The 24,632-nt window shown below is 37.9% G+C and carries 16 protein-coding genes; 11 read left to right on the top strand and 5 right to left on the bottom strand.

Translation table 11 applies throughout. The features are described from left to right. Positions 1–288 precede the first annotated feature (288 nt). From ACFPM4_RS07790 to ACFPM4_RS07815, 6 genes are all read left to right on the top strand, one after another. The gene (locus tag ACFPM4_RS07790; protein ID WP_382349801.1) at positions 289–2,247 is read left to right on the top strand and encodes a beta-galactosidase; all 1,959 of its coding nucleotides are present in this window, start codon (positions 289–291) and stop codon (positions 2,245–2,247) included. Positions 2,248–3,076: 829 nt separating this feature from the next. Continuing rightward, positions 3,077–5,008, top strand: coding sequence for a hypothetical protein (locus tag ACFPM4_RS07795; protein ID WP_382349804.1), 1,932 nt, complete (start codon positions 3,077–3,079; stop codon positions 5,006–5,008). 36 nt (positions 5,009–5,044) lie between these two features. Continuing rightward, positions 5,045–5,824, top strand: coding sequence for an SDR family NAD(P)-dependent oxidoreductase (locus tag ACFPM4_RS07800; RefSeq protein WP_382349807.1), 780 nt, complete (start codon positions 5,045–5,047; stop codon positions 5,822–5,824). Between the two features lie 118 nt (positions 5,825–5,942). Beyond that, positions 5,943–7,106 carry a glycoside hydrolase family 43 protein gene (locus ACFPM4_RS07805; RefSeq protein ID WP_382349810.1) on the top strand — a complete coding sequence of 388 codons (1,164 nt, stop codon included), beginning with the start codon at positions 5,943–5,945 and terminating at the stop codon, positions 7,104–7,106. Between the two features lie 367 nt (positions 7,107–7,473). Then, the gene (locus ACFPM4_RS07810) at positions 7,474–9,672 is read left to right on the top strand and encodes a DUF4185 domain-containing protein (protein ID WP_382349813.1); all 2,199 of its coding nucleotides are present in this window, start codon (positions 7,474–7,476) and stop codon (positions 9,670–9,672) included. Positions 9,673–10,219: 547 nt separating this feature from the next. Further along, entirely contained in the window at positions 10,220–12,397 is a 2,178-nt protein-coding gene (locus tag ACFPM4_RS07815) for a DUF4185 domain-containing protein (protein WP_382349816.1), read from the top strand. Between the two features lie 178 nt (positions 12,398–12,575). On the opposite strand, the gene ACFPM4_RS07820 is transcribed toward ACFPM4_RS07815, so the two are convergent. Together ACFPM4_RS07820 and ACFPM4_RS07825 are read right to left on the bottom strand one after the other, a co-directional pair. After that, on the bottom strand, positions 12,576–13,040 hold the full coding sequence (locus ACFPM4_RS07820) for a low molecular weight protein-tyrosine-phosphatase (protein ID WP_382349819.1): 465 nt from the start codon (positions 13,038–13,040) through the stop codon (positions 12,576–12,578). Positions 13,041–13,052: 12 nt separating this feature from the next. Continuing rightward, a complete protein-coding gene (locus ACFPM4_RS07825; RefSeq protein ID WP_382349822.1) occupies positions 13,053–13,445 on the bottom strand; it encodes an SLAP domain-containing protein in 393 nt (130 codons plus the stop codon). A gap of 137 nt (positions 13,446–13,582) precedes the next feature. Here ACFPM4_RS07825 and ACFPM4_RS07830 point away from each other — a divergent pair, with 137 nt between their 5' ends. Next, positions 13,583–14,002, top strand: a complete 420-nt coding sequence (locus ACFPM4_RS07830) for a VanZ family protein (protein ID WP_382349825.1) — start codon at positions 13,583–13,585, stop codon at positions 14,000–14,002. Between the two features lie 800 nt (positions 14,003–14,802). On the opposite strand, the gene ACFPM4_RS07835 is transcribed toward ACFPM4_RS07830, so the two are convergent. Both ACFPM4_RS07835 and ACFPM4_RS07840 read right to left on the bottom strand, forming a co-directional pair. Then, a complete protein-coding gene (locus ACFPM4_RS07835) occupies positions 14,803–15,984 on the bottom strand; it encodes a M14 family metallopeptidase (RefSeq protein ID WP_382349828.1) in 1,182 nt (393 codons plus the stop codon). Between the two features lie 140 nt (positions 15,985–16,124). Further along, positions 16,125–17,336 carry an ROK family transcriptional regulator gene (locus ACFPM4_RS07840; RefSeq protein WP_382349831.1) on the bottom strand — a complete coding sequence of 404 codons (1,212 nt, stop codon included), beginning with the start codon at positions 17,334–17,336 and terminating at the stop codon, positions 16,125–16,127. Positions 17,337–17,622: 286 nt separating this feature from the next. Here ACFPM4_RS07840 and ACFPM4_RS07845 point away from each other — a divergent pair, with 286 nt between their 5' ends. The 4 genes from ACFPM4_RS07845 to ACFPM4_RS07860 all read left to right on the top strand — a co-directional run bounded on the left by ACFPM4_RS07845 (position 17,623) and on the right by ACFPM4_RS07860 (position 23,763). Then, on the top strand, positions 17,623–18,795 hold the full coding sequence (locus ACFPM4_RS07845) for a galactokinase (RefSeq protein ID WP_382349833.1): 1,173 nt from the start codon (positions 17,623–17,625) through the stop codon (positions 18,793–18,795). Positions 18,796–18,836: 41 nt separating this feature from the next. Beyond that, positions 18,837–19,820, top strand: coding sequence for a UDP-glucose 4-epimerase GalE (gene galE / locus ACFPM4_RS07850; RefSeq protein WP_382349836.1), 984 nt, complete (start codon positions 18,837–18,839; stop codon positions 19,818–19,820). A gap of 938 nt (positions 19,821–20,758) precedes the next feature. Further along, a complete protein-coding gene (gene galT, locus ACFPM4_RS07855; RefSeq protein ID WP_382349839.1) occupies positions 20,759–22,294 on the top strand; it encodes a UDP-glucose--hexose-1-phosphate uridylyltransferase in 1,536 nt (511 codons plus the stop codon). A 440-nt stretch (positions 22,295–22,734) separates the two neighbouring features. Further along, positions 22,735–23,763: a DNA/RNA non-specific endonuclease gene (locus ACFPM4_RS07860; protein WP_382349842.1), complete on the top strand. Its 1,029-nt coding sequence runs from the start codon at positions 22,735–22,737 to the stop codon at positions 23,761–23,763. 169 nt (positions 23,764–23,932) lie between these two features. On the opposite strand, the gene ACFPM4_RS07865 is transcribed toward ACFPM4_RS07860, so the two are convergent. Further along, the gene (locus tag ACFPM4_RS07865; protein ID WP_382349845.1) at positions 23,933–24,568 is read right to left on the bottom strand and encodes a YigZ family protein; all 636 of its coding nucleotides are present in this window, start codon (positions 24,566–24,568) and stop codon (positions 23,933–23,935) included. Positions 24,569–24,632: the final 64 nt, after the last annotated feature.

Consider the following 24,632-nt stretch of genomic DNA (forward strand, 5'->3'; position numbering starts at 1 on the left):
TATCGACGTACGGATTTTCTAGGGACCTGACGAGATAAAGGAAACACGATGAGCCAAAGGCGAATCGATGTTGACTTATCGTAGGAAGATACCGGAAATCCGCTAGTCGATAGGCACTGTAGCTAGCCAATAAGAAAAGCGGAAGTGCCTGCTTGTGAGTAATCTAGTAATTAACTAAAATCAAACCTCCTATGATAATCCAGACAATTACTATAATTGATAGAGGATTTCTAGGAGGTTTTTTCATCTTTTTACATGATAACGTTTACTTAGATTGGGGAGAGAGAGATGGAGAAAAAAATATATATTGGAGCAGGATACTACCCAGAACATTGGCCAAGAGAACGATGGCCAAAAGATATTGCAATGATGAAAGAGGCGGGAATAAAAGTACTTCGTTTAGCTGAGCTTTCCTGGTCTTTCCTTGAGCCGCGAGATGGAGAATTTGATTTTTCATGGCTCGATGATTTTATCGAACTAGCAAGTAAGGAAGGATTGCAATTTATCTTAGGAACACCATTCGAAGCTTCCCCTCCATGGGTACGTCATCAACATCCGGAAGTAGTGAGGACAGATCGCTTTGGTAGAATTCATGGAGAGAGGGGAATGCATTGTAAGAATAATAAAGCGCTCATCTTCTATATAGATCGCCTAGTCAATAAGATGGCGACACATTACGCAAATAATGATGCGGTAATTGGCTGGCAAATCGATAATGAATTAAGAAACGTTGAATGTTATTGTCAAGATTGCCGTGAAGGCTTTGTGAAGTGGTTGCAAGAGCGTTATGGTACATTAGATAAATTGAATGAAACGTGGGGAACAAAGTTTTGGAGTCAAGTGTACAATAGCTGGGAGGAAGTAACACCACCATCTGCAGATCAGTTAACAATTTCTATCTCACAAAAACTAGACTTTACTCGTTTTGGTTCAGATTCAACAGTAGAGCATATAAGTCGTCAAGTCGATATTATTAAGAAACATGCTCCACATCAATTTGTCACCCATAATATGCTAGGCTGGTATGAACGTCTCAATTCCTATGATGTAGCAGATAAGTTGGATTTTATTGGCTGGGATTGCTATCCAAGTGTAGATGGTGATAATCATATTGAGACTTTACTACATGACCATTATCGAAGTGCAAAGCATAAAGGACATTGGGTATTAGAGCAAAAAAATGGTTATTTTAACTATAGTGATTATAATCTTGCCAATGAACCCGGCTTAGTTCGATTATGGTCTTATCAAGATATTGCTCGTGGTGCAGACGGTATTCTATATTACCGTTGGCGTTCAAATAGGTACAGTAATGAACAGAATCCAAATGGATTATTGCGTCATGATGGTAGTCCGAGAAGACCATATTATGAAGTGCAGCAAATGACAAAGGAACTCGCAAAGTTCGAAGATGAACTGGCAACTACAACGGTAGAAGCACCTGTTGCGATTTTCTATGATTTTGATCAAATGTGGGCATTTGATGCTCATAAACAATATCGTAATTTTGACCATCGTGGCCACATACTAACTTACTACCGAGCTTTAACAAAAATGGGAGTTACAGCAGACTTAGTAAACCCAACTACTGATTTATCGAAGTATAAGGTAGTAATTGCTCCATCCATGGCCATGGTGAGTGATGAAATCTATGAAAATATAAAATCTTACGTTGAGAATGGTGGAAGTTTAATAATAGGTGCTAGAAGTGGTATGAAGGATTGGGCAAATGTCACGATTGAGGAACCATGGCCAGGAAAATTGGCTGAACTAGCAGGATTAATTATTGATGAGTTTGAAGTTTTACCAGATCGTTATGCAAACTCTATTTTTTATAATGGAAAAGAGTATCCAGTAAAAGTATGGCTAGACATGCTTGAAACAAATACGGCTGAATCTCTAGCAACATATAAACAAAAATTCTATGCTGGTAGAACAGCAGTGGCAAAAAATCAATATGGAAATGGTACTGTTTACTATGTAGGAGTAATGGGTAGTGATGAATTTGCGAGTGACTTTTTGACAGACATAGTAAATGAGCTTGGGATACCGAATGGAACATTGCCAAAGGGTATATTTGTAAGCAGTCGTGTAAATGAAAATGTCCGATACACATTCTATATAAACATTAACCGAGAACCTACGGCAGTTACTGTACAAGAAAATGGCTTTGATGTGATTAAAGAAAAGAATGTTTCAGGGGAAGTAATAATAGATGGGCTAGATGTGTTGATAGTGAAATCTTAAAGTCGACGAGTGCTTATGTGAATGTATGCATTCATTAAATGGCCATTCTAACTTTTAACTAAAGCCCTAACATAAATTAACTGATTCCCGTAATGCCTTTTAATTATTAAAACGGGAATCAAAGAGGTGTTTTGATTCCCGCAAAGCCATTTTATTTATGAAACGGGAATCAAAGAGGTGTTTTGATTCCCACAAAGTCATTTTATTTATGAAACGGGAATCAAAGAGGTGTTTTGATTCCCACAAAGTCATTTTATTTATGAAACGGGAATCAAAGAGGTGTTTTGATTCCCACAAAGCCATTTTATTTATGAAACGGGAATCAAAGAGGTGTTTTGATTCCCGCAAAGCCATTTTATTTATGAAACGGGAATCAAAGAGGTGTTTTGATTCCCGCAAAGCCATTTTATTTATGAAACGGGAATCAAAGAGGTGTTTTGATTCCCACAAAGTCATTTTATTTATGAAACGGGAATCAAAGAGGTGTTTTGATTCCCACAAAGTCATTTTATTTATGAAATGGGAATCAAAGAGGTGTTTTGATTCCCGCAAAGCCATTTTATTTATGAAACGGGAATCAAAGAGGTGTTTTGATTCCCGCAAAGTCATTTTATTTATGAAATGGGAATCAAAGAGGTGTTTTGATTCCTAAAAATCTATAATACTTTCAAATGGGAATCAAAATTGAATTTTTATAAAGTTTCTATAGCATTAAGCAAAATACCTTTATTTCCTTTGCAATCCTTATAGAGAAACGGTAAAATGGTATTGAAAGCGTTTAATTGTGTAAACGATTACACATACAAAATGTGGTGTAGGAGGGATTGGGATGAGCATAACTCTTCCTAATTGGTTGGATAGTTGGATTGAGATTAATAATAATGATGATTTGAATGTAATAGTTTCAGAGGAGAAAGACGAAAATGGTAAACGAGTTGCTGTAGTGGAGGCATTTTGGAATGGTAATGCAACTGAAGTTTCTCAAGCGCAAGTAGATATGGTACTGAAAAATGAAACCGCTAACTGTACTTGGAAACCACATTTGTCTCCATTCGAAGATATGGTTATTGGGGATTTGTTTTTCCAATCACCTGCCATGATATTTGAAAATGACGAAGAGCTTTTTGCTCTTGTTCCAGATTTGGATTTTTTAGATGAAAATAGAATTGCTCCACATGTAATGGATTATGTTGAGCCAGACAGAAGTTTATTTTATGGCCTAGGACACTATGAGAAGATATTCCATGTTTATCATCGCAGAATTGATAAACCAATTTCAGTAGAAAAGGGACAGTTACTATTTCGTTTTTATTTAGTCCAGTGGCAAGGGGTAACAGAAAAAAGGAATTATACAAGAGTGACAGATTTCCTTTGGGAAAGATTTGCGAAAAAACGAATGGTACAAGCCTCAACAGAAAAGGATGCATTAAAAGAATTAGAGCTTTATGTTGATTACACGTATGACTGGGCATTTAATCGCTGGGAACCGATTGTGTGGCAAGAATTTGATTTAGATGGACAAAAAGTTGGCGGAAGTGTGTTCATTGTACGAGCTGCGCAAACTCCTGGGCTTGGTAATGAAGATAGCTGGAGAGAGAAGAAAAGTATTTGGAATCAAGCTTGGTTCTCTAGCCTTCGTAGTGCATATGGTTACCGACTTTGGGGAGAAATGCGAAAAGATAATGATTTAATTCGTCGAGCAGAATTAACGAAAAACTTCGCTTTATCTGCACCGCAAACAGATGGATTATTCCCGTCTGTATATTGGGCAGGAGCAGATAATGAATGGGATACAGGGAATTGGGGTCATTCCGATCGTAGGCCAGTCAATCATGATAACTATGCGCATTTATTAGATATGTCTTGGACATGTATTTGGATGCTGAAATGGTATACAGATCTGGAAAAAGATCCATCTCTCTTAGATTATTCAACGAATTATGCGAAGAGATTACTAACACTTCAAGGAGAAGATGGTAGTTTCCCAGGATGGGTGCATGAAGAGACTGGTGACATTTCTCCTTTCTTGAAGGATAGTCCAGAAACATCGATGCATGTCTGGTTCTTAACGAAACTATATGAAATTACGAAAGAAGACCAATATTTGCGAGCAGCTGAAAAAGGGATGCAATTCGTAATAAATGATGTAATTCCAGAAGGTCGTTGGGAAGATTTTGAAACATATTGGTCTTGCGCAAGAGAGTGGGAAGGAAAACAATATGGAGTGAAAGATAAGCGGAGCGGCTTATACAATCAATGTAACTTCTCAATTTACTGGACAGCAGAAGCATTGAAAGAATTGTATATTGTTACGAAAAAACAAGAGTATCTAGATGCTGGGGAGCAAGTATTGGCGGAGCTTTCCTTGTATCAAGCAATTTGGAACCCAGAATATTTGAACCAGCCAGTATTAGGTGGGTATAGCGTTATGACGTCAGATGATGAATGGAACGACGCACGTCAAAGCTTAATTGCTATCACATTTGCTGATTATTACAAACTAACGAATAAAGAAGAGTACAAATACCGTAGTTACTGGGCAATGAAAGCATCATTCTATATGATGTACTGTCCGGAAAATCCAGAAGTAAAGGCATTGTTTGATAAAACATTCCCTCATTTTACTGAAAAAGATTATGGCTTTACGATGGAAAATGCACACCATGGAGAAAATATTGACATTGCAGGTGAGTTCACTATTTTCGACTGGGGGAATGGAGCAGCAGCTGCATCACTTGGAGAAATTCTATTTAAAAGATAAATAGTTTACTATGCTGATATTAAGGAGGATAAAAAGATGAAAGTACTAGACAAATTCAATCTTAAAGGTCAAGTAGCAATTGTAACTGGTGCAGCAACAGGCCTTGGTAAAGCAATGGCAACTGCATTAGCTCAGGCAGGATCTAATATTGTCATTCCTGATGTTAATTTGGAAGCAGCTGAAAAGACTGCCCAAGAACTAGCAGAGAATGAAGGTATTGAAGCAATAGCGATTAAAATGGATGTAACGAAAGAGGACGAAGTAAATGCCATGGTTGAAAAAGTGGTAGAGCGCTTCGGGAAAATCGATATTTTATTTAATAATGCAGGTATTGTCATTAATGGAAAAGCAGAAGAAACATCCTACGAAGACTGGTATAAAGTCATTGATATTAACCTGAATGGTGTATTCCTAGTATCTAAAGCGGTTGGAAAAGTGATGATTGAGCAGAAGAAAGGTTCTATCGTGAATATTTCTTCGATGTCTGGAATTATTGTTAATACACCACAATGCCAAGCTTCATATAATGCATCAAAAGCTGGAGTTATTATGCTAACAAAGAGCTTAGCAATGGAATGGGCGAAACACAATATTCGAGTTAACACAATTGCACCTGGTTACATGAAGACAGAATTAACGAAGAAGTTCTTTGAATCTGGTGGTGGCGAAGTGGATACATGGTTAAGTATGACGCCAATGGGCCGCCCTGGAAACCCTGAAGAATTAGGAGCAATTGCCCTTTACTTAGCTTCAGATGCTTCTTCATTTGCAACTGGATCAGTATTCACAATTGATGGTGGCTATACAGCACTTTAAAGGAATGAATGCTCTTTTACACAAATGTGAAAGAGCATTATTCTTTTTTAAGAAAAGGATTTTACGATGATTCATAGAATTATATAAAAAAAGGGATATGTAAAAAAGAGGGGATATTATGAGGCAAAATAAATTAATGCAAATCGCCACATCTGTAATATTGCTGATGGTTATTTTAACTGCAGGATACTTCCTGGCACAAAATAGAGATACAGCTAATACAGATGAGGATAAAACAGAACAGAAAGATATTGATGAGAATAAAGAGAAAGAAAAAGAGAATGAAAAAGAAGACGAGAAAGTAGAAATACCACAACCAAATGAACATCAGTTCCGAAATCCAATTGCATGGAATGGAGCGGATCCTTGGGTTGTGAAGCATACTGACGGACTATATTACTACACACATACAACTGGTAATAATATAACGATTTGGAAATCAGAAACATTAGTAGACATTGGATTAGCTAAGAGGAAAATTGTTTGGTCTCCATCTCCAGGTGCACCGAATAGTGGATCGATATGGGCACCAGAGCATCATTTTATTGATGGAAAATGGTATATCTATTACGCTGCTTCTGTTGAGAATGATGATAAACGAATGTATGTATTAGAGTCGGAAGGCGAGGATCCATGGGGTCCATACGATTATCCAGAAGGAACAGAAGAAACATATGGACAAATTACCGATCCGTCGAATAAATGGGCGATTGATGGAACAGTGTTAGAACACGAAGGGAAATCATACTTTGTCTGGTCAGGATGGGAAGGCGACGTGAACGTTAGCCAAAATACATATATTGCTCCTATGTCCAATCCATGGACAATTAGTGGGGAACGTGTAGAAATTTCTCGACCTGAGTTATCCTGGGAGGCTAACACAACACCAAAAGTCCAAGAAGGGCCACAAGTATTGAGAAATGAACAAGGGCAATTATTCTTAATTTACTCTGCAAGTGGCAGTTGGACAAACACATATTCTTTAGGAATGTTAACATTCGTTGGCGATGATCCACTTGATCCAGCAGCTTGGGAAAAGAGTCAACAGCCTGTTTTTGCCTATAGTCCAGAAAACGAAGTGTGGGGGCCAGGCCATAATAGTTTTGTTAAATCAGCAGATGGAACAGAAGATTGGATTGTATACCATGCTGCAAAAGAGATTAATTCTGGTTGGGATCGAAATGTGAGAATGCAGAAATTTACTTGGAATGAAGACGGTACACCGAACTTTGGAGTGCCAGTTCATATTGATACTATTTTAGATAAACCATCAGGAGAGTAGGGAGAAAAATTCCTACTCTTTTTTTGGGTATTTAATACTTATCGTGCTAGGTCTTTTGGATTATTTTTCAAATAACAACAGGAATTTCTTGAGATGGAGAGAATTGTATAATTGGACGAATTATATAAAAATGAATTGGAAGACAAAAAATGATAGCGTTTACTAATGTGTTGTAGAGTTGGATAGCACTATTTTTTATATTTTATATGTAAACGTTATCACAAAGCAGAACTGTTTTAAATAGCAGATAGTAGATGAAATCGAAGAAGGAGGAGAATTACTGTGTAAACGTTTACTGGTATGATAAAGATTTTTATCTAAATATAATTCGTTCATTTAATTATATGAATACAAGGGGGAAGAAAATGTGAATTCAAAGAAAAGACGTTCAATTGGTTCGATGATCGTATTAATTATTATGATTGTATCTTTAGCAATACCGCCATTTCCATCACCATCTTTTGCGGTAACACAGCAAGATCTTCCAGAATCAACTACACAACAAGAGCTTCCAGAAAAATTTGAGTTAACCGCAACAAAGGCAGAAACGATTGCTAGAGTAACTGGCCCAACTCTAGAAGGGGAAACGATCCCAAATCCAAACCAAACACATGAAAGATGGGGATTAAGAGCAACTGACTTAGGGGTTATTTGGGATGCTACTACTGATCCTGAAGATAAGAAAGTAATGATTGCCTTTGGAGACTCTTATGACGACGGTTGGGGAGGCTTCGGTGGCGGAGGTGGAGGTTGGAGATCTAATTTATTAGCTCTCTCACATGACACGGATTTATCCGATGGTCTTGCATTCTCTTCCATGATTACAGAAGAAGGAAGAGATGATTATGCGAAGGAAATTCTATTTTCAGAGAAAAATACATCTGGTAATGGTGATTTTACCGTTATTCCTAATGCAGGTGTAACAGTTGGCGATCGCCACTATATCCACTACTTCCAATTAAGAACTTGGGATGGTTGGACAATAAACCATGCAGGAATTGCTTATTCAGATGATGAAGGACAAAACTGGACATATTCTGATGTGCAATGGGATGGAGATAGTAATTTTGGTTTTGCTTCTTTTATAAAAGAAGATGGTTATGTTTATATGGTTGGTGCTCGTACAGGTAGAAACCATGCTGCTCATTTAGCTAGAGTACCTGAAGAAGATATGTTAGTGAAAGAAAGCTATGAATATTGGAACGGATCTGAATGGGTAAATGATGAATCAGCATCTGCCGTAATAGTCGATGCTCCTATTAGTGAAATGTCTATAATGTATAATTCCTACTATGACAAGTACATTCTCATGTATTTAAATGTTAATAGCTATGCAATGGTTATACGATCATCTGACCATTTAACACACGGTTGGTCAGACGAAGTAGTTGTTGCTACTGGAGCGGAACATCCACAATTATATGGTGGATATATGCATCCATGGTCAATGGATGGAAAAGATCTCTATTTCGTAATGTCCTTGTGGGGTCCATATAATGTTGTACTCATGCATTCTACATTAGATGCTCAAAAAGTACGCGACGAAGTAAATTTATTAAGTGACCCGTCATTCGAAGAACAAACAACAAATGAAGTTTCTGCACCTTGGCAATTAGAAGGGGAAAAGGAGGGGGGAATTGATCTTCATGGTCTTGCGTATAGTGGGAACAAAAATTTGTATTTACGTCATGAAGCTGGTTGGAATGCATTTACACAAACAGTAGATGTGGAACCAAATACCGACTATAAATTTGAAGGTTGGGTACGGACTTCTGGTAATAACACTGCTGGATATTTCGGAGTGCGAGATGCTTCTGGTGGAATAATGAGTGAAGTTCAATTCGGTTCTCACGGAGGCTATGAAAAGCTAACAGTACGCTTTAATTCCGGTGACAATAATAAGGTAACAATTTTCACTGGAATGCATGCTGTTAATGGCGATACATGGATTCAAGCAGATGCATATAAATTAACAGAAACTGATATAAATCCTCCAGTAATTACACTAAATGGTGATGAAACGATAGAAGTTCCTGTAGGTGATACATTCGTAGATCCAGGAGCAACAGCAATAGATGAATTTGATGGTGACTTATCAGAAAAAATACAAGTAAGCGGTGAAGTAGATACAAACTTTATCGGAACTTATACACTAACTTACGATGTAACAGACTCAGATGGTAATAAGGCAGAAACTGTTACACGTACTATTATTGTAACTGGTGATGACTATACGGTGAGCAATGCTAAATTCCAAGATGAGGAAGGCAATGAAATTAGCAAACTACCGAAAAAAGGACTTGTTACTGCAAGTGTAGATGTACGCAATAATACAAAAGAAGAGCAAACAGTGACAGTTGTAGTTGGGTTATATGATAAGAAGGGTAAATTAGTAAATATTTCTGGGCTAACACAAGCAGTACCTTCCGGAAATACAGAAACAATTACAGGTGGTTTCATGATGCCTGGAAATAATTCTGGCTATGAAATTAGAATCTTTGTTGCAGAGTCTCTAACAAACTTAGATGCACCACTTTCAAACATTGCTAGTTTAGGACAAAAATAAGAGTTTAAGAGAAAAACAGGCGAAAACACTTGGCCTGTTTTTTTATATGAAATGAAGACCAATTTTGGTGTTAATATGGCTAGTAAAAGGAATGGAGCATAAAAGTAAGGTAGATGAACAGTCTTAAAATTTTGATTATCAGTAAAAGAGTTTGTAACTAGTGTGTGCAAAGGTTGTTGATTAATAGGAATATAGGGCTGATGTTTCTACTGAAATTGATAATAAGTCCTATTTGTTGGAAGGACTTTAGGATGAAATTATAAATTGATAGAGGGATTTTCCTTCTTTAAGTGAATTGTATAAGAGGATATGACTTAATTCTGTGGATAAGTTTTTTAATAAAATAAATATATAATTCTCTTCGATAAAAATGTAAACGTTATCATTCGGATTGGAAATAGGGAAGTACTACCTATTAAGTACTTTTTACCAAAAAATATTAAATGAAAGGAGTGATGCAACATTCTAAGTCTATTTAAAAGAGGTACCACTTAGTTAATTAGAAAAGACAGAAGCAATAACAAAATTTTATTAGGGGGAAGAATAATTGAACAGTAAGAATCGTCGTTCCACTCGCTTTATTATCGTAATTGCACTAATGATTATTTCTTTAGCGATTCCACCATTTCCATCACCATCCATTGCAGTTACACAACAACAAGATCTTCCGGAATCATTTGAATTAACTGCTACAAAAGCAAAAACAATTGCGAGAGTAACAGGTCCAACGCTTGAAGGAGAAACTATTCCAAATCCAAACCAAACTCATGAAAGATGGGGATTAAGAGCGACTGATTTAGGCGTTATTTGGGATGCTACAACAGACCCGAATGATAAGAAGGTAATGATTGCTTTCGGTGATTCTTGGGATGACGGTTGGGGAGGCTCCGGTGGCGGTGGTACTTATGAAGGATGGAGAGCTAATGTACTAGCAATCTCGCATGACACCGATTTATCTGATGGACTTGCGTTCTCGTCTATGATTACAGAAGAAGGCAGAGATGATTATGCAAAGGAAATTCTTTTTTCAGAGAAAGACATATCTGGGACTGGCGATGGTACTGTAATCCCAAATGCTGGTGTAACGGTAGGGGATCGCCACTATATCCACTATTTTCAACTGAGAAATTGGAATAACTGGACAATTAACCATGCTGGAATTGCTTATTCTGATGACGAAGGTCAAACTTGGACTTATTCTGATGTTAAATGGGAAACGGATAGTAATTTTGGCTTTGCCTCATTTATAAAAGAAGATGGCTATGTTTATATGATTGGTTCTCGTACAGATAGAAAATATGCAGCGCATATCGCTAGAGTGCCAGAAGAAGATATGTTAGTGAAAGAAAGCTATGAGTACTGGAATGGATCTGACTGGGTTAATGATGAATCCGCGTCGGTTTCTATAATTGATGCGCCTATGAGTGAAATGTCGATTATGTATAATTCATATTACGATAAGTATATTCTGATGTATTTAAATATAAATAGCTATGCAATGGTCATTAGAACTTCGGATCATTTAACACATGGCTGGTCCGAAGAAGTAACAGTAGCAACGGGTGCGGAATTCCCACAATTATATGGTGGCTATATGCATCCGTGGTCAATGGACGGTAAAGATCTGTACTTCGTAATGTCACTGTGGCAGCCATATAATGTCGTATTGATGCATTCTACCTTGGATGTTAAAAGAGCGAAAGTTAATTTACTAGAAGATCCATCATTTGAAAAACAAACAACACATGAAGTTTCTTCGCCATGGATACTTGAGGGAGAAGAGAAGGGTGGTATTGATTTAAGTACTGGCGCAGCATATAGTGGCTACAATAATTTATATTTGCGAAATGATGGAGGTTGGAATGCGTTCAAACAATCTGTAGACGTTGAACCGAATACCGATTATAAATTCGAAGGGTGGATTCGAACTTCGCCAAATAACGTTGCAGGATTTTTTGGTGTAAGAGATTCTGCTGGAGGAATTTTAAGTGAATTGCAATTTGGCCATCATGCTGGATATGAAAAGCTGACTGTGCGCTTTAATTCTGGAGAAAATGAACAGGTAACTATTTTTACTGGAATGCATGCAGTGAATGGTGATACGTGGATACAAGCAGATGCGTATAGTCTTTCCGAAACTGATATAAATCCTCCTAAGATTACCTTATTAGGTGATGCTACGATGGAAGTAGCAGTAGGTGATACTTTCATTGATCCTGGAGCAACCGCAATTGATGAATTTGATGGAGATATTTCAGATAAGATTCGAGTTACTGGGAAAGTGGATACTAATTTTATTGGAACATATACGTTAACATATGATGTCGTTGATACAGATGAGAATGAAGCAGAAACAGTAAGGCGTACGGTTATCGTAACCGGTGAGGATTACAAAGTTACTAATCCTGTTTTCAAAGATGCGGAAGGAAATGAAATTAGCAAACTACCGAAAAAAGGACTAGTTACCGCAAGTGCTGACGTAAGTAATCATACACATGAAGAACAAACGGTTACTGTAGTTATTGCTCTATATAACAAAAAAGGTGAAATTGTTAACATATCAGGTCTTACGAAAGCAATACCTGCCGGGGTTAAGGAAACAATAACTGGTGGTTTCATGATGCCTGGAAATAATTCTGGTTATGAAATTAGAATCTTTGTTGCGGAGTCACTAACAGACTTAGATGCACCCCTTTCAAACATTGCCAGTTTAGGACAAAAATAATAGTTTAAGAGAAAAGCAGGCGAAGTGTTTTCGCCTGTTTTTTATATGGGTGACGGATAGTTTGGTGTTAAATTTTTCAATTATGCAAGTTGGTAAATATAGGGAACGAAAATTCTTGCTACTTCAACAAAAAACTGTCCCCCGAATCTAAATTATGATTCGATGGGACAGCTTTAATTCAAATTTTATAATCTGCAATAATTTTCTCTAAAAGCTTAGTGCATCCTTCTTCAACCAGGTCATATGTTTCTTGAAAGTCATCTGTGTAGTAAGGATCCGGGACATCAGTTTTTTTATCGGTTAAATCTAAAAGTCGAATAATCTTTGGATGGTTTGGTTGACCTGTCATTTCATAAATATCAGCAATATTGCTTTCGTCCATACCTATTATGTATTCGAACTTTTCAAAGTCATCTTTAGTAAGTTGGCGCCCTTTCATACCTTCAAAACTAATCCCATACTCTTTTAGTTTTAATTGGGTTCCTTTATGTGGTGGTGCACCAATATGCCAAGAGGAAGTCCCAGCAGAATCTACTGTAATCTCATTTTCCAATCCTGCTTTTTTCACCATATCACGAAATTTTGCTTCCGCCATTGGAGAGCGGCAAATATTTCCCAAGCAAACAAATAAAACGTTAATCATGAAAAATCCCCCTTATATATTTGTATGAAGTTGGACACTCCAATGTTGTAAATCTGCATCATAGCGTTGAACAGTGTCTTTTGAAAATACAAAGGACCAAGGTTGTGAATGATATGAATCGATATGTAGGTTAGGTGAAAAAGCTGCTTCTGCAATTACTTCACTTTTAGCATCTAACACAGTGACCTTCACATCTTCTAGTGCTAATTGTTGGTTTAACCCGTTATTTATTAGGATAGTAGCAGAAAAGCCACCATTCTTTTTATATGTTGCACGCACAACTGTGTTGGTGATGCCATTAGTGTTTATGGTTTGCGTCTCGGCTAACTTTTTATAAGCTAAAATCTCTTCTTCTGGGAGTTTTTCTTCCCAAACAGGGTGAAGCTGTAGTTGATAGTAACTCATGTATTCACCACCAAGGTTAGATATGTAGCCTTTATAATAGCATTGACATGACAACGATTGCAAATAATCGTAATCTGCAACTCTATTGAAATCCAAATTCACACAAGCGTATAATATAAAGAAAAAAGGATAGTATCATGCAGAAAAAACATATTTGGATAGTCATAACGATTCTGTACTGTGCAGCGATTTTTATCGCAACAGCTTCTCCATCTATGACGGGAAATAGTACAAAATCATTTATAGCGGAAATTTTAAAACTAACACCAGAGCAAGCAGCAACATTAAATTTCCTTTTTCGCAAAAGTGTTCACTTAAGCGCATTTGGTGTATTAGCATTATTAATCTACCAATGCTTTGATAGAGAAAAGTACGTCTGGCCATGGATTCTAACTACTGTATATGCAGCCACAGATGAACTGCACCAGGCTTTTATACCAAGCCGAACAGGATCTATTATAGATGTAGGAATTGACTCACTTGGCGCCATCATCGCACTTACTTTAGCCAGAGTATATATGGAATATCGTAAGAGGAAGTTACAAAAAGAATATTAATGATGGAGTTTTTTGATGGATGCGTTCTAAAGGACATTTTGTTTGCGAGTGGAGGGGGAAATGTCTAATAGGGGCGTTCTAATGGACGTTTGTTTGAGGGATGGAGGCTGAAATGTCTAATAGGGACGTTCTAATGGACATTTGGTTAAGAGGTGAAGGTGGAACTGTCTGATAGAATGGCTCTAATGAACGTTTGGGTGAGGAATGGAGGAGGAAATGTCTGATAGGAAGGTTCAAATGGACGTTTGGGTGAGGAATGGAGGCCGAAATGTCTATTAGATACGATCAAATCAACATTTGAAAGCTGAAAAAATGAAGAAATGTAAAATTGGATACTTCTCAAGACGTTTTCGTCCAAGAATCGAGGTAAAATCAGTCAAGATAAGCCTCCTCAAGACGTTTCCATCCAAGTATTAACTCCAAATCCGTCATGATGAGCCCTCTCAAGACGATTCCACTCAAGAATCAAGTACAAACCAGTCATGATAAACTCCCTCAAGACGTATTCATCCAAGAATTCAGGTAAAATGCGTCATGATAAGCTCTGTCAAGACGTTTCTACCCAAGAATTAAGTACAAACTAGTCATGAAAATCCCTCTCAAGACGCATTCATCCACCAATCAAGCTAAAATCCTTCAAGATAATCCCCCTCATGCCATTTTCACCCAACAACCAGCATCCATCCAGTCATGACGCCCTCCACATAACATCCTCATCCAAAAATCACCTTCCCATTCTAATCCAACACCGAAAAACCGGTAAAGAAACTATTCACGTTTCTCTACCGGTTTTATTAGTTTTAAAGTAACGCTCTGACGAGTACAGGTTGTATATGGCTATAAATCTCATCAAATTGTGAGATTGGGAGTGGGTTTTGGCCGATGCCGAGTTCTAATGTAAAGCCAGGTCTGCGGAAGTCTTGGATGAACCAATCTTTGTAGCCTGCGAAGCTATCTACATATCGTACAGAACGGTAGCCACTTAAATTTGCAAAGTCAGTTGCCAGTACTTCTGATTCTGGTGGCTCGAGTCCTTCGAATCCCCAATAAATTTCTTGGCCTTGCGTGTGTAAGGCAAGCAGGCGGTCAAAGCTTTCATTTCGTACGAGGTTTGCCATTGCCTGCGTTTCTGGTTCGGATAGTGGTTGCGTTCCTGGGAAATCACGTGGTCCGGGCTCTTTTGGTTTTCGATCTCGTTCAATTTCCCAAAGGGCAGGGAACTGTTTATTCAAGTCGACACCACGTATATTTGCTTTCCATCCAGAAAAATCACGGCTACCATTATTTAAATTAATGAGTTCATTTTCAAGACCTGATGGTGGACCATTTAAGACAAGGCTCACTCCGTCTGGATTTACCATTGGTATTGCAGATAATTGAAAACGTTCATACATAATTAATGGATCGACACCACTCATTAAATAACTGTTCGTGAGTGCTAATAAATATTCATTTAGGAATTTCATTAATACAGGTGTTGTTATCCATTCATTGGCGTGGAAGGAGGCGTTCATTTGTACTTTACGGTCACTTTTACCGACACGAATGTCATACAAAGGTAAGTTGAGAACACTATTTCCAGCGCTACGTCTTGTGATAAATGGATATATGGATTGTAATTTTTCCAAATCAGCCTGCATGCGGGTAAAATCGTAGTGTGCTTGAGGGTTAACAATTAATGAAGTTACCCTTTCCGGGAGGCTGATTGTTTGGCCAACTTGCAAATTATTAGGATTTACTTGTTGATTTAAAAGTTGAAGAGCATCGATGCTTAAATAGCGAGATTGAGCAATTTTCCAAAAAGTATCTCCAGGTCGAACTGTATATGAAGTTTCAGTAAAACCAGGAATTGTAACCGTTTGGCCAACTTGCAGAGCATAGGGATTAATGCCCGGGTTGGAATCAATGATTAAAACGGTTGGTATAAAAAATAACTGACTGTAGTGCCAAAGCATGTCTCCAGGTCTAACTCTGACTTCCATAGGCGTCCCTCCAAAAAGCATTATCATAATAGGTATATGACTAGAAATGCAAATCGTGACTGAAACATGTAATTGCAAAGGAAGTATTAGTTAAAGATAAAAAAACTACTTGTCCCATCCAAGTAGTTTTTCTACAATATTCATTCAACAATTGGAGTGGAGCCCTCGAATATTTCTCCAAGTACTAAAGCTGCTGCACCCATAGCTGTGGCATTTTTACCTTGTTTGGAACACGAGATCAATGTGGATTTCGCTTGATTCGTAATACCTCTTTTCGCTATCGTATCTTTAACACGAGGCAAAATAAACTCACTCGCTTTTGCAACTCCACCACCAATAATAATTTTCTCCGGATTCAACATATGGATGAGATTGGTGAGCCCAATCCCAATAACATCTCCAGCTTCTTGTAAAATTTCAATCGCCAGTGCATCCCCATTTGTTGCTGCACTATATACCGTTTCCCCATTTATTTTATCCACATCACCGTTCACTAATGAAAGGATATCTGTTTCTGGATGTTGAACACTTTTTTCTTTGGCAATCTCAGCAATGGCAGGACCAGAAACGAGTGTCTGCCAGCAACCAGTATTACCACATGTACATTTGCGACCAGCTACGTCGATTGTCATATGGCCAATCTCACCAGCTAAAAAGTGATCTCCGTGAAAAAGCTCACCATTTAGTACGATTCCCGCACCGACACCATGTCCAATATTTACCGTCACCATATTTTTACTCGTTTCCACATCGGAATACCAATACTCCCCAAATGCCATAGCTCGCACATCGTTATCTACTTTTACAAGCACATTATATTCCTTTTCTAATTCCTCTTTTAAAGGAATATTTCTTAAGTTTAGGTTAGGGGCAAACACACTTGTACCTGTTGCGACATCGACAACCCCATGCATTCCAACACCAATTCCAATGATCTCTTTATTCTGATGTGATTCAATTAATTTTGATATTGATTTTTTTAATAAAATAACCAATTCATTTTCGTCAATCGCATGAGGAATAGTGTTACCAACCGCTTCAACTAAGTCGCCGGATAAGTCCGTTAAAGCAGCACGAATCTTTTTCGGTCCGATATCAACTCCTATAATGTAGAAACGGTTGCTATTAATGATTAACATAGTAGGTTTTCTACCACCGAGCGATTTTCCTTGTTCACTTTCAATTACAAGCTCTGATTCCAATAACTCATTGACGAGGCTACTTACAGTCGGTGGCGTTAATTTCGATACTCTTGCTATTTTTGCACGAGAAATTGGACCTTGTGTACGTATTATATTTAAAACAATTGATCTATTAAGTGATTTCATCCATTTAAAACTACCTTTTTCCATAAAAAAATCATATCCTTTTTCTTATTGTTTATCTCTAAGTTTTATCATCGTTTTTCTTCTATATTAGTCTACGGTATTAAAGTTGTCGATGACCAGTGCCTTCTGTTTTTTCTTTGGCTAACTAAAGGCGGAAAGTACTTGGGGCGAATGTTTTACCCCTAAAACATCCTGCTTTTTTCTTGTAAAAATTGATTGCAAATCGCTTACATTTATTATAACATAGTAAGTAAGTTAAATTAATTAATTAAGTGTTTTATAGATAAAAATTTTGAGGGTGGGATATGTTGTGAAGTTTGAGGAGCTTAAGCAGGTATTCATTTCAAAGTTCGGTGAAGAAGGAGAAATTCGTCAATTCTTTGCACCTGGACGCGTTAATTTAATTGGGGAGCACACTGATTATAATGGTGGTCATGTATTCCCATGTGCACTTGATGTAGGTACAACCGCTGTAGCTAGAAAAAGAAATGATAAAAAATTACGTTTTTATTCGGTTAATTTTGATGAAATTGGTATTATAGAATCTGATCTAGAACAACTGGTGTATACAGAAGCTGATGATTGGGCGAATTACCCGAAAGGTGTTGCAGATGTTTTTCAAAAAAGTGGTTTAGAATTACAATATGGAGTGGATGTTGTCTATTATGGTAATATTCCAAACGGTGCTGGTTTATCCTCATCTGCTTCTATAGAACTTGTGACAGCAGTAATTTTTAAAGAACTGCTACAATTAGATGTAGATATGATTAAAATGGTAAAACTCTCACAAAAAGCCGAAAATGAATTTATCGGTGTCAACTGTGGAATTATGGATCAGTTCGCAATCGGAATGGGGAAAGAAAATCATGCTATTTTACTAGATTGCCAGACACTTGATTATCAATACAGCCCATTACAGATGGATGACCATATACTCGTAATAGCAAACACGAATAAGCGTCGTGGATTGGCTGATTCTAAATACAATGAAAGACGTAGTCAGTGTGAGCGAGCTTTATCTCAGCTACAAGCTAAGCTAGAAATTCAATCGCTTGGAGAACTTTCAGAAGTGGAGTTTGAAGAAAATAAACATCTTATTACGGATGAAACAGACCGTAAGCGTGCGACACATGCTGTGACGGAAAACCAACGCACAATCGCTGCCGTTGAAAAATTGGGAGCAGGGGACCTTGATGCGTTTGGTCAATTAATGAACGCATCTCATGTTTCATTGCGAGATGACTATGAAGTAACAGGAAAAGAGTTAGATGCACTAGTAGAGGCTGCATGGGATGAAGGTGCAGTTGGAGCAAGAATGACAGGTGCTGGTTTTGGCGGATGCACAATCAACCTGATCAAGAAAGAAAATTTACATGATTTTATCGATAATGTTGGTAAAAAGTATGAACTGGCTACTGATTTAAAAGCTGATTTCTATGTTGTTCAAATCGGCGATGGAGCCCGTGAAATAATCGAAGGGTAAGTTTCTGCCTCAGATTATATTTTGGAATAGGAGGAATTAAGATGGCAATTTTAGTTTGTGGTGGTGCTGGGTATATCGGTAGTCACGCAGTTGCAGAGTTATTAGCTCGTGGTGAAGAGGTAGTGGTAGTTGATAACTTGCAAACCGGACATAAAGAGGCAATTACAGAGGGTGCCTTATTTTATGAAGGGGATTTACGTGATGAAGTCTTTCTAGATAAAGTGTTCTCAGAAAATGATATTGAAGCAGTCATGCATTTTGCTGCTGATTCACTTGTTGGTGTAAGTGTGAAGGAGCCAATTCAATACTATGACAACAATGTTGGTGGAGCGATTTCACTTGTAAAAGTTATGAATAAGCACAATGTGAAAAAGATTGTCTTTTCTTCCACGGCAGCAACATACGGCGAACCAAAGGAAATTCCAATCTTAGAAACATTAGAAACAAATCCAACGAATCCATATGGTGAAACAAAGCTAGCAATTGAAAAAATGTTAAAGTGGAGCGATAACGCATACGGTCTCAAATATGTAGTTCTGCGCTACTTCAATGTTGCGGGTGCCCACACAAATGGAATCATAGGAGAAGACCATAACCCAGAAACACACTTAATTCCGATTATTTTACAAGTTGCACTTGGTAAGCGCGAGAAGATTTCAATTTTCGGTGAGGATTATGATACACCAGATGGCACATGTATTCGCGACTATATCCACGTAATGGATTTAGTAGATGCGCACATATTAGCAATTGAAAAATTACGCAAAACAGAAGAAAGCGGCACATACAACCTCGGAAATGGCAATGGATTTAGTGTAAAAGAAGTTATTGAAACAGCACGTCAAGTAACGGGCCATCCAATTCCAGCAGAAGTTGCACCAAGACGTGCAGGAGACCCAGCACAACTAGTTGCCTCATCCGAAAAAGCAAAACAAGAACTTGGCTGGAACCCACAACACGCATCATTAGAATCAATGATCGCTAGCGCCTGGGCTTGGTTCCAAAAACATCCAGATGGATATTAAGAAATAGGTTCGGAGCGGGAGTTGGCTATCAAGTAGGGAGTTACTCTCGGGAGATTCTCGCGATTTTGGAGTTAATCTCGTGATTGTGGAGTTATACTCGCGCTTGTGGAGATATACTCGCGCTTGTGGAGATATACTCGCGCTTGTGGAGTTATTCTCGCGGTTTTGAAGATATTCTCGCGATTCTGGAGAAATACTCGCGCTTGTGAAGATATATTCGCGCTTGTGGAGATATACTCGCGCTTGTGGAGATATACTCGCGCTTGTGGAGATATACTCGCGCTTGTGGAGATATACTCGCGCTTGTGGAGATATACTCGCGCTTGTGGAGATATACTCGCGCTTGTGGAGATATACTCGCGCTTGTGGAGATATACTCGCGCTTGTGAAGATATATTCGCGATTCTGGAGTTATACTCGCGATTCTAGAGATATATTCGCGATTCTAGAGATATATTCGCGATTCTAGAGATATATTCGCGATTGTGGAGTTATTCTCGCGGTTTTGAAGATATTCTCGCGATTGTAGAGATATACTCGCGATTGTGGAGAAATACTCGCGCTTGTGAAGATATACTCGCGATTGTGGGGATATTCTGCGATTGTGGGGATATTCTGCGATTGTGGAGATATTCTCGCGATTGTGAAGATATTCTCGCGATTCTGGAGAAATACTCGCGATTGTGGGGTTATACTCGCGATTGTGAAGATATATTCGCGATTGAGGGTTATATTCGCGGTTCTGGAGTTATTCTCGCGATTGTGGAGAAATACTCGCGATTCTAGAGATATATTCGCGATTATGAAGATAATCTCGCGATTCCGAAGAAATACTCGCGAAACCGAGGAAAATACTCGCGAACCCGCAGAAAATTCTCTCGCATCCAAACCAAATACGATTGCTATCAATTACTATATATAAAAAGGAGGGCAAGATGATGAAGATTTATGAGAAACTGGAACAGCTCATTCAGTATGGCTTAAGGAAGAAACTGATTGAGGATGCTGATGTTGAGTTTGTCCGTAATGATTTACTTGCTATCCTCGGATTGGAAGATTGGAAGAGTGTTTCTGTTGAACCAGTAGATGATGAATCACCAACAGCAATATTAGCAGATATTTTAGATTGGGCTGCTGAAAACGGCATACTTCCTCATAATACCGTTACGTATCGTGATTTACTAGATACAGAAATAATGGGTGCGTTCATTGCAAGACCATCAACGATTATTAAGGAATTTTCACAAATATATCGTGAAAGTGGTCCTGAAGCAGCGACAAAGTATTTCTATCATCTTTCCAAGGATTCTAACTATATCCGCACAGATAGAGTTGCTAAAAATGAGCATTGGTTCACGAAAACTGCTTATGGAGATTTGGAAATTACGATAAACTTATCAAAACCGGAGAAGGATCCTGTTGCAATAGCTGCGGAGAGGAACCAGAAAAAGGTTGGTTATCCAGAATGCTTGCTATGTAAAGAGAATGTTGGCTATGCGGGTCGAGTAAATCATCCTGCTCGTCAGAATCACCGCATAATTCCGGTTGATTTAGATGGTGAGCCTTGGTATTTACAATTTTCTCCTTATGTTTATTACAATGAACATGCGATTGTTTTTAGTAGCGAGCATAAGCCGATGAAAATTTCCAAGGATGGATTTAATAGATTGCTAGCTTTTACGGAGCAATATCCTCATTATTTTGTTGGATCAAACGCTGACTTGCCAATTGTGGGCGGCTCCATTTTAAGCCATGACCATTTTCAAGGTGGGAATCATTCCTTCCCGATGGCAAAAGCAGAAATTGAAGAAAGTTTTACTGTAAAAGGTTTTGAAGAAATTGAAGTGGGGATTGTACGTTGGCCTATGTCGGTAATTCGCCTACGTGGTAAAAATCGAGCACAAGTTGCTGATCTAGCAGAGTATATTACAAATCAGTGGAAATCTTATAGTGATCCAGAAGTGGAAATCATTGCCGATACAAACGGAACACCACATAATACGGTAACTCCAATTGTTCGTCGCTCTGGTGAAAATTTTGAGTTTGATATCGTATTGCGTAATAATCGTACAAATGAGAAACATCCAACAGGTATTTTTCATCCTCATGCAGAGGTTCAACATATTAAAAAGGAAAATATTGGACTCATTGAAGTAATGGGACTGGCAGTTCTTCCAGGACGATTAAAAGAAGAGTTGCAATTAGTTGGGGAGTACTTATTAACAGAGGATTATGAGGAAAAACTGCGTGCAAGTGAATTAACAGATAAACATGCAGATTGGGCAATTCAAGTAAAAGCGAACTACCCTGAACTTAATAGCAATAATGTTGAACCAATATTAAGAGACGAAGTAGGCAAAATTTTCGCGACGGTGTTGGAACATGCTGGAGTGTTTAAAAGAACGGAAAGCGGTCAAGCTGCATTTCGGAAGTTTGTACAATCTATTACAACTCCGTCTGTATCAACAAAATAAGTTAGAACAAAAAACAAAAGACGAATTCGTTTTAGAGTTCGTCTTTTTGCTTATTTTTAAGGCTCTGTTATAGTTCATTGTTGTTAACAACTTAGTTGATTGTAGCGGATGTACACGAGACTCCTGCGGGAATAGCACGAGCTGAAGATCCACTTGGCAAAGCGGTTTTCTTTGCCAAGTTAGCTGAGGCCGTGCCCGCGGAAAGCGAGTATACAGGAGCGAAAATCAACAACAGAGTTTAACAGAGCTATTTTTAAAAATAGATTCTAGAAAGTACTATAAATTTCTATAAAAGAATTGTTTTGCCAGAAAAACTGTAAAAAACTATATACTGCAATAATATGATTCTTAGAATATACTATATCAGTGGGTTGAAAAAAGATAATCCACCTTGCACATTTTGAGCAAAACAAATTTAAACATCAATGGGAGAGACCTAAATGCATAAAAGAATGAATTATTTAATCGTATTTTTATTGAGTATTTTTTTAGTTGGATGTACGAGCGTTGAAGATACAACCAAACCAGATGTTGAAACAGGTAAAAAAGAAGTAGCTACAGTTGAAACAAATGAGAATAATGAAACGGAAGAAACTGAGGTTGAAACAACTGAAAATAATGAAACTGAGGAAACTGAGGAAACGGAAACTTCAGCTGATAATCCCGTAGAAGAAGAAACACCAACTCCAGCAAAAAATGAATTATTCCCGGGATATACACTTATGGAAGTGGACGGTGGTGATTTATCTGGTTTTCGTGAACCTAACGCCGTTGTTGACATTGGCTTTGGAGACCGTGAATATTGGGCATTTACGAATCAACATGGGCAACTAGTACGTGTCATTGCGGATAAAATCATTTTACAAGATGACAAGAACGAACCTGTTTTATCTTCTGGAAGATACTATTCCGATGAGGCAAAAGTTCCTGGTGTTGAAAGTGATGTTTTAGATGAAGGACATGTCATTGCTGATTCTCTAGGTGGGGTATCAAATGCATACAATATTACCCCACAAAATAGTACACTTAACCGACATGGTGATCAGGCCTACATGGAAAAAGTAATCCGAGACGCAGGTGGAGCTACGAATTTTGAAGCAATTATCACATACCCGAATACAAAAACACACATTCCTTCCAGTTATCAGTATACGTATACGGTAAAGGGGAACAAAGTCGTAGACAAGTTTGACAATGTAAACCCTGATAAAGTAAACGAATCACAAGGCTTAACAAAAACGGAGCCTACTAAGCCAAAGCCGAAGCCATCCAAGCCAACTAATACAAACAAAAACGATTCAACTTCTTCTAACACAAAAGAAGATGTTTCTAGAGTGGATACGAACGGTAATGGTAAGGTGACAATTAAAGAAGCAAAAGATGCTGGTTTCAAAATGCCTATTACGAGTGATCATTGGTTATACAAATATATGGATGATCGAGATAACGACGGTATGGTAGGCGAGTAAACCTTTATAACTTAAAGGTGAAGAACTTGGGCTGTTTTAGATAAAATTTGAGTTCTAAGAAGAATATAGAAAAAAGAAACGCAGAGACTTTAATGTGTCTCTGCGTTTTGTAATTTTCCTTGCTATGTACCTTGCGAAATCTCATTTTAAAATCAGTAACGATTAGAAATTATTCCACATCTATTTCTAAGTATTCGTTTTTTCCTACATTTATTGCCGCTTGTCCATTTGTTAGTTCTGTTATCCATTCAGTAAAGGCTTCTGTTTGGGCATCTTCTACATACACTTCTACTTCGACGAGGTCGGAGTAGTGAATCTCCTTCAAAAGGTAATGGGATGAGCGAATTTCGTTTTCTAATTTTCCGAGCCATGTGTAGTCTGCTTTTACATGCATGATGGCCATTAGTTTCCGTTCCACAACACCGACTGCATTAATTCCTTCGGATGTTGCTTTTCCGTATGCGCGAATTAAGCCACCTGCACCAAGCTTAATACCACCGAAATACCGGGTTACAACGACAACGGTATCCTTTAAGTTGCGTTTTTTTAGAACTTCTAGCATCGGTACTCCAGCAGTACCACTCGGTTCACCATCGTCATTTGCTTTTTGAATTTGGTCATGTTCACCAATCATATACGCAGAACAATTATGTGTAGCATTCCAATGTTGCTTTTTTATTTCCTGAATAAAATTTTGTGCTTCCTTTTCTGTTTCAGCACGTTTAACATGAGCGATAAATCGCGATTTTTGTATGACAATTTCGTGTTCTCCATGTTCTTTTACAGTAAGATAGTTTGGAAGCATAGAGCGAACTCCTCCCCCAGCAATGATAAGAAAATCATACTATATAAGTGAATTATACATGAAA

It is taken from the genome of Lederbergia graminis (assembly GCF_042655485.1).
Taxonomy (GTDB): Bacteria; Bacillota; Bacilli; order Bacillales; family Bacillaceae_C; genus Lederbergia; species Lederbergia graminis.

What these genes read in the sequence shown, in the direction of transcription:
- ACFPM4_RS07790 (WP_382349801.1), top strand. Translation starts at nt 289, where the DNA reads ATGGAGAAAAAAATATATATTGGAGCAGGATACTACCCAGAACATTGG.
- ACFPM4_RS07795 (WP_382349804.1), top strand. Translation starts at nt 3,077, where the DNA reads ATGAGCATAACTCTTCCTAATTGGTTGGATAGTTGGATTGAGATTAAT.
- ACFPM4_RS07800 (WP_382349807.1), top strand. Translation starts at nt 5,045, where the DNA reads ATGAAAGTACTAGACAAATTCAATCTTAAAGGTCAAGTAGCAATTGTA.
- ACFPM4_RS07805 (WP_382349810.1), top strand. Translation starts at nt 5,943, where the DNA reads ATGAGGCAAAATAAATTAATGCAAATCGCCACATCTGTAATATTGCTG.
- ACFPM4_RS07820 (WP_382349819.1), bottom strand. Translation starts at nt 13,040, where the DNA reads ATGATTAACGTTTTATTTGTTTGCTTGGGAAATATTTGCCGCTCTCCA.
- ACFPM4_RS07825 (WP_382349822.1), bottom strand. Translation starts at nt 13,445, where the DNA reads ATGAGTTACTATCAACTACAGCTTCACCCTGTTTGGGAAGAAAAACTC.
- ACFPM4_RS07830 (WP_382349825.1), top strand. Translation starts at nt 13,583, where the DNA reads ATGCAGAAAAAACATATTTGGATAGTCATAACGATTCTGTACTGTGCA.
- ACFPM4_RS07835 (WP_382349828.1), bottom strand. Translation starts at nt 15,984, where the DNA reads ATGGAAGTCAGAGTTAGACCTGGAGACATGCTTTGGCACTACAGTCAG.
- ACFPM4_RS07840 (WP_382349831.1), bottom strand. Translation starts at nt 17,336, where the DNA reads ATGGAAAAAGGTAGTTTTAAATGGATGAAATCACTTAATAGATCAATT.
- galE (WP_382349836.1), top strand. Translation starts at nt 18,837, where the DNA reads ATGGCAATTTTAGTTTGTGGTGGTGCTGGGTATATCGGTAGTCACGCA.
- galT (WP_382349839.1), top strand. Translation starts at nt 20,759, where the DNA reads ATGAAGATTTATGAGAAACTGGAACAGCTCATTCAGTATGGCTTAAGG.
- ACFPM4_RS07860 (WP_382349842.1), top strand. Translation starts at nt 22,735, where the DNA reads ATGCATAAAAGAATGAATTATTTAATCGTATTTTTATTGAGTATTTTT.
- ACFPM4_RS07865 (WP_382349845.1), bottom strand. Translation starts at nt 24,568, where the DNA reads ATGCTTCCAAACTATCTTACTGTAAAAGAACATGGAGAACACGAAATT.